Consider the following 6,744-nt stretch of genomic DNA (forward strand, 5'->3'; position numbering starts at 1 on the left):
GCCAAGCCCGCCGTCAAGCGGATCCCCAAGCCCCGCCCGTCCCGCGAGGAGGAGCCGAAGAGGCGGGAGCCGGTCGCCGCCCAGCCGACGCTCTTCGGGCTCGGCATGGTGCAGGCCATCGTGGTGGTCGTCCTCGTCGCGCTGTTGGCCAGCCTGGCGATCTGGCAGTGGCGGAGCGCGAGCTCCCTCTCGGCCAAGGAGGACGACCGCGCGGCCGTGAGCAAGGTCGCCAGGGCTTACGGCGACCTGGCGTTCAGCTACACCGCGCAGAACTACCAGACCCAGGTGGAGAAGGCCCAGAAGCTGATGGCGGGCGACCTCCTCGACCTGTACGAGAAGAACACGCTCGCCTCGCTGACCGACACGTTCAAGGCCGACCCGCAGACGGTGGTGTCGTCCAAGACGGATCAGGTCTACGTGGGCAGCGTCAACGGCAGGTTCGCCACGGCGGTGCTCATGGTGGAGATATCGCTCAAGACCAAGGAGACGCAGGCCAAGCAGCCGGCGACGCTGCTCCGGCTGTCCCTCAGCAAGGTCGGCGGCGAGTGGAAGGTGACCCAGCAGTACGCGTCGGGCTTCAATGACCAGAACAAGAACCAGCTACCGGGGCAGCAGGGGCAGCTCCCCGGCGTCCCGGGCGGTGGCGCGCCGGCGTCGCCGAAGGCGGGCAAGAGCGGCACGCCGAGCGATTGACGACCGGGCCGGGCGCCCCGCGCGGAAGCCGCGCGGGGCGCCGTGCGTTGTGCGGATGGACGGGGTCGTAGCACGAAGGCGGGGCATCATGTCGACCGTGACGGAAACGGAGCCGGGCGAACACGGAACGGACCGGGTCGTCCCGGACGACCTCGTCCACGAGTTCGGCGCCCTCCTCGGCGCCGCGTCGGTGCTGGAGCGGATCGCGGGCCGGGAGCTGGAGCGCCGCTGCGGCATCCGGCACGCGGTGTTCGAGGTCCTGCTGAGGCTGTCCGGCGCCGCCGGGGACGGCCCGCACACGATGGGCGACCTGGCCGGTGAGCTGATCCTGACCAGCGGCGGCATGACCCGGATCATCGACCGGATGGTGGAGGCCGGCCTCGTCAGCCGCGAGCCGGCGCCCGGAGACCGCCGCCGCCAGCTGGTCGAGCTGACCGACGCCGGGCGCGCGAAGCTGGACGAGGCCCTGCGCGTCCACGCCGAGACACTCCGGGAGCACTTCGCCGGCCCGCTGACCGACGACCAGCGCCACGTTCTGGTGGACGCCCTCAGAACCCTCCGCACCACGGCCCGCAAGGAGCTGGGCACCCTCCACTGAACCTGGGCGCCGCTCGTCGCGAGGACACGGAGACGCAGGTCTCGCGGGGAAGGGTTGTTCGGCACGCCTCTCTGATGGTTAGGTATGCCTAAGTTAGGTAACCCTAACCTGGTCGGTCGAGGAGGCATGGTGCGGCGAGCGGAGACCACGAAGACGGTGGACGGCCCCACGGCGGCGGAGCGGGCGCGGACCCTCGCCTACGGCATCGCGGACGGCGTCCTCGCCGCGCCCGGCGTCCCGTACGCGCCCGTCCCGGCGCACGCGACCGACCGGGACGGCAGGCCGCTGCTGCTCGTCCGGTCCGCGTCGCCGATCGTGTCCGCGCTCCGGAACCGGGCGCCGGGCGCGGAGCCCGGCCTGCCCGCCACGCTGCGGATCTCCGATGTCGCGCCGGTCGCGCTGGCGGACCGCGTCCGCGGCCGGGCCTGGCTGCACGGCCGGCTCGGCGAGATCCCCGACGGCGAGCTGCGCGCCGCCGCGCTCCGCCTCTCGCACGCCCACCCGCGTCCCGAACTGCTCGACCTCGGCACGCGGCGGGACGGCGGCCCGCGGGAATGGACGGTCCTCGCGCTGGAGATCACCCAGGTCGAGATCGAGGACGCGTGGGGGAGCGCCACCCTCGACCGCGACGAGTACGCGGCCGGGGCGCCGGACCCGTTCGTCGCCGTCGAGTCGGGCATACTCACGCATCTGGATTCCTGCCACCGCGCCGAGCTGATGGGGCTGCTGCCCGAGTTCGTCCCGCCGGGACCGGTCCGCCCGCTGGGGCTCGACCGGTACGGTATGTGGCTGCGCCGCACCGCACCGCCACCGGAGGTTCACGCGCCGTTCGATCTGCGGCTCGCGTTCGCCGAGCCTGTCAGTGATCTCCACGGTCTGCGCTGCGTGTACCGGCGCCTGTTCGCCCGTGCGACCCCGTAGCCACCCCGTACGTACGTGGAAACCCTGATCCGGACGAAAGCCGCAAATTGCCGGTGATCTCCCGGATGGCGGCGGGACCGCCTTCCGGGCGATGCTCGGTACACCGGCCGAGGGGACGCCCAGCGTCACCCGACCGGGACGACCCCGATCGCCGGCTCGCCCTCGCGGGGTGGGTGAGCCGGTGACGGGGACCGTACCGGCTACCGGGGCGCCAGGAGCGCCCCCCGGCCGGGCCGGTGGTCCGGCACCGCGAGTCTCGGGGGACGTGGTCCGGGCCACTGGTCGGAACAGGGCCGATCAGAACTGGGCCACTGCCTGGAATTGGCCGTTTCCGCCGGACGGGGCTCCGCGCAGGCTGGAGACATGACCGGACACCATCCGCAGACCCGCGCCGTCCACCCGCCCGTGACCGTTCCGGCGGGGAGCCGCCCGCTCTCCGTGCCGCTCTACCAGGGCCACCTGTTCTCCTTCGACGCCGCAGACGACCTCGCGGGCGCCTTCCACGGCCCGGACGAAGCCTTCTTCTACGCCCGCATGGCCAACCCGACCGTCCGCTCCCTCGAACGGGCCGTCACCGAGCTGGAGGGCGGGGCCGGGGCGCTCGCCACCTCGTCCGGCATGGGCGCCGTCAGCACGGTCCTGCTGAGCCTGCTCCGCAGCGGCGACCACGTCATCGCGCAGACCACCCTCTACGGCGGCACGTTCGCGATGTTCCAGGACCTCGCCGAACGGTGGGGCGTCGAGGTCACCTACGTCTCCGGCGACGACCCGGCGGAGGTCCAGGACGCGCTCCGTCCCGCCACCCGCCTCCTCTACCTGGAGACGATCGCCAACCCCAACACCCACGTGACGGACCTGCCCGCGTTCACCGCCGCCGTCCAGGGGACGGGCGTGCTGACCGTCGTCGACAACACCTTCGCGCCGGTCCTCTGCAGGCCGCTCGACCACGGCGCCGACATCGTCATCCACTCCACGACGAAGTACCTGAGCGGGCACGGCGACGTCATCGGGGGCCTCGCCGTCTTCGCCGACCCGGACGTGCGCCAGCGCGTCTGGCAGTACTCCACCGAGCTGGGCGCCGTCGCCGACCCGTTCAGCGCCTGGCTGACCCTCCGCGGGCTCGCCACGATGCCGCTGCGGGTGGCGCGGCAGAGCGCGACCGCGCTCGACATCGCCCGCCGCCTCGCCGCGCACCCGGCCGTGACCCGCGTCCATTACCCGGGGCTGCCCGACCATCCGCAGCACGAGCTGGCGCGGCGGCTGCTGCCGGACGGCAGCGGCGGCGTCCTCGCGTTCGACCCGGCCGGCGGGCGGGACGCAGGCCGCGTCTTCTCCGAGGCCGTCCGGCTGATCTCGCTCGGCCCGTCGCTCGGCAACGTCGCCTCGCTGGTGATGCACCCGGCGAGCACGTCGCACCGGCAGATGGACGCCGCGACCCTCGCCGCCGCCGGGATCGGCGAGGCGACGGTCCGGCTGTCCATCGGCCTCGAACACCCCGACGACCTGTGGTCCGACATCGACCAGGCCCTGGCCAAGGCGACCTAGGCGGCCGGGCCGCCCGGCCGCCTACAGGTAGAACCCGGTCGCCGCGGACGGGGTGTCCGGGTTCTCCGGCCGCCTCTCGCCCTTGCGGAGCGCGGCCAGCTCGGCGAGCGTCGCGCCGCCGTCGCCGATCTCGCCGGGCGCCGCGTCCGTGCCGTCCAGCCACGACACGGCCTCCGCGCGGCTGAGCGGCCCCACCTCGATCTGCGCGAGGCAGCGCCCGGGACGCACGACCGCCGGATGCAGCATGGCGAGGTCCTCGTTGGTGGTGATGGCGACCAGCACGTCCCGGCCCTGCCCGAGCATCCCGTCGGTGAGGTTCAGCAGCCGCGACAGGCCCTGGCCCGTCGACTGCTTCGCCTCGCCGCGGATCAGCTCGTCGCAGTCCTCCAGGATGAGCAGCCGCCAGCGGCCCTCGTCCTCGTCGTCGCCGACCGCGACCTCCAGCAGGTAGCTGGGCGTGCCGAACAGCGCCTCCGGGTCGAGGACGCAGTCGGACTGGCACCAGCCGTCCCAGGCGCGGGCGAGCGCGCGCAGCGCCGTCGTCTTGCCGGTGCCGGGCGGGCCGTGCAGGAGCAGCAGCCGCCCGGACACGTCGTCGCGGCCGAGGCGCATGACCTCGTCGAGGGCCTCGGCGACCGGCGCGGTGTAGTTGCCCCGGATGTCCTCCCACGCGTCGGCGGCGATCGCGCGCTCGCTGCGGGTGGGGCCGTGCGTGCCCATGTGCCAGAAGCCCATCTGGACGCTGCTCTCGTCCACCTCCGGCGGTTCGGTCGCGTCCTTCACGGACGCTTCGAGGACGGTCTCCGCCAGCTCCTCCGTCACGGCGGACACGGCGACGTAGGCCATGCCGTTCGTCCACCGGTTGGCGAGCAGCGTCCAGCCGTCGCCCTCGGCGAGCAGGGACTGCTTCGTCTTCTCGTGCGCCACCCGCACCAGGCGGGCGTCGCCGGGACGCAGCGGCGCGTCCGCGCGGACGTGCTCCAGCCGCGTCGACCGGGACCAGGGCTGCTCGCCGGACGCGAACGGGCGCAGCGACAGCACGTCCATCACGTCGGCCGGCGAGTTCCGGTCGGTGAGGTTGAAGACCACGGGCAGCGTCGAGTCAGGACCGGGGCCGGTGACGTTCTCCCCGGGCTCGACGAGATGGAGGATCTCCTGTGGCGTGGTCATACCAAAAATGATCAGGCCGGGCGGCCGGCCGCGTCCACCGAATTAGCGGCGGTCAGGAACCGCCGTCGCCCTCGGCGGCGGCCCTGCGGGCCTCGGCCTCCTCCAGGTCGAGCTTCTCGGCCTCCTCCGGAGTAGGGGCCGTGCCGCCGAGGTAGGCGGGCTGCCACCACGTCTCGCCCGGCTTCGGGACGTCGGGGTACTCGCGCTGCGCCTTCTCCAGCAGCTCCGACATCCGGGCGTGCAGGTCCCGCGTGCACTGGTCGTAGTCGTCGCCGCGCTTCGGATGCAGGGGCTCGCCGACGAGGATCGTCACCGGCACGCCGCGCTGCAGCAGCCGGCGCTTGCGGCCCTTCGTCCACAGCCGCTGCGGGCCCCAGATCGCGACCGGGATCAGCGGCACCTTCCCGGCGACCGCCATCCGCACCGCGCCGTTCTTGATGTCCTTCACCGTGAACGAGCGGCTGATCGTCGCCTCCGCGAACACCCCGACGATCTCGCCGCTCTTCAGCGCCTTCAGCGACGCCGCGTAGGAGGAGGCGCCCGCGTCCCGGTCGACGGGGATGTGCTTCATCCCCCGCATCAGCGGCCCGCCGATCCGGTTGTCGAAGATCTCCTTCTTCGCCATGAACCGCACCAGCCGCTTCGCCGGGTGCGCGGTGAGCCCGGCGAAGATGAAGTCCAGGTAGCTGATGTGGTTGCTGACGAGCACCGCCCCGCCGGTGCTGGGGATGTGGTCGGTCCCCTCCAGACGGATCTTGATGTTCAGGGCCTTGAACACGACGCGAGCCGTCAAGATCACCGGTGGATACACGATTTCGGGCATGGGAGCACGGTACTTGAGGCCTGCATGATCAGCGAGTGCGGGCGGGGATCGCGATGGCTCCCACAACCGACCGGAACTCTGAGAAGGTGGGGGTTGTGACGTGAGCCGCCGAAGCCCGAAGATCCCTTTGAGGGTGTGAAAGGGGATGAGCAGAGATGGAACCGTTGGACGCGGCGGCGGACGTGCATGCGCTCATCCGCGATGTGCTCCCCGCCCTGGCGCCCAGCGCCTGGTTCGACTCCGGCACCTCCGAGGTGGTGCTGCCCGTCGGCCGGTCGGAGGCGCGCGCCTCCAGCTGGACGGTCCTGGAGCGCTGCGCCCGCGAGCCGCGCTCGGCCTGGCCGCGGGTGGTCGACGAGTGGGTCCGGGAGGTCGGCGACCGCGCGTTCCTCGCCGTCGGCGAGATGGAGCTGTTCGGCGACGTCCGGGAGCTGCTGCGGCTGCGCATCGTGCCGAAGCTCGCCCCCCGCGACCGGGAGGGCCTCGTCGTCGTCCCCGCCGGTGACCACTTCGACGCGATGGTGATGATCGAGCACCCCCGCTACGGCGGCCCGCTCACCAAGGCCCGCGCCGGTCTGCTCGGGCTCCACAAGCTCGGCTACGTGATGACGAACACCCACGACCGCGAGCTGGCGGACGTCGCCGTCCGCGACCAGCCCCTACTTCCGGGCCGCAACGTCCGCGTGGTCACCAAACCGGGCAGCCGGTACGTGTCGGCGCTGCTCAGCGAGGTCGACCAGTTCCTCCCGTGGCCGAACGAGCACGGCGCGCTGGTCGGCGTCCCGTGCCACAGCACGCTGCTGCTGTACCCGATCACGTCGGCGGCCGTCCGCGAGGTGCTCCCCGTCTTCTCGGACGTGGTCCGCGAGATGCACGCCGACGCCGACGACCCCTGCGCCCCCGGCGTCTACTGGAGCCACGGCGAGCGCCGCCTGACCCCGCTCCCCGCCGACCCCGACGCGTCTCGCGAGTTCGCCACCCGCCTCCATCGCTC

Annotated in this window: 7 protein-coding genes; 5 read left to right on the forward strand and 2 right to left on the reverse strand. The window is 72.6% G+C overall.

The genetic code is table 11. The features are described 5' to 3' along the window. From E1264_RS44130 to E1264_RS38345, 4 genes are all read left to right on the forward strand, one after another. A partial coding sequence (locus tag E1264_RS44130) for a hypothetical protein (RefSeq protein ID WP_165964596.1) occupies window positions 1-693 on the forward strand: 693 nt, incomplete at its 5' end. Between the two features lie 97 nt (window positions 694-790). After that, entirely contained in the window at window positions 791-1,291 is a 501-nt protein-coding gene (locus E1264_RS38330; RefSeq protein ID WP_243711429.1) for a MarR family winged helix-turn-helix transcriptional regulator, read from the forward strand. A 126-nt stretch (window positions 1,292-1,417) separates the two neighbouring features. Next, a complete protein-coding gene (locus E1264_RS38335) occupies window positions 1,418-2,212 on the forward strand; it encodes a DUF2470 domain-containing protein (protein ID WP_132181770.1) in 795 nt (264 codons plus the stop codon). A 363-nt stretch (window positions 2,213-2,575) separates the two neighbouring features. Further along, complete coding sequence (locus E1264_RS38345; protein WP_132181774.1) at window positions 2,576-3,757, forward strand: aminotransferase class I/II-fold pyridoxal phosphate-dependent enzyme; 1,182 nt, start codon at window positions 2,576-2,578, stop codon at window positions 3,755-3,757. 21 nt (window positions 3,758-3,778) lie between these two features. Here E1264_RS38345 and E1264_RS38350 read toward each other — a convergent pair whose 3' ends face one another. Further along, window positions 3,779-4,927, reverse strand: coding sequence for a DUF5925 domain-containing protein (locus tag E1264_RS38350; protein WP_132181776.1), 1,149 nt, complete (start codon window positions 4,925-4,927; stop codon window positions 3,779-3,781). A gap of 52 nt (window positions 4,928-4,979) precedes the next feature. Continuing rightward, complete coding sequence (locus E1264_RS38355; protein WP_132181778.1) at window positions 4,980-5,750, reverse strand: lysophospholipid acyltransferase family protein; 771 nt, start codon at window positions 5,748-5,750, stop codon at window positions 4,980-4,982. Window positions 5,751-5,905: 155 nt separating this feature from the next. Here E1264_RS38355 and E1264_RS38360 point away from each other — a divergent pair. Next, window positions 5,906-6,744: hypothetical protein (locus E1264_RS38360; RefSeq protein ID WP_132181780.1), on the forward strand; the 839-nt coding region annotated here is incomplete at its 3' end.

The organism is Actinomadura sp. KC216, from assembly GCF_004348535.1.
Classification (GTDB): Bacteria; Actinomycetota; Actinomycetes; order Streptosporangiales; family Streptosporangiaceae; genus Spirillospora.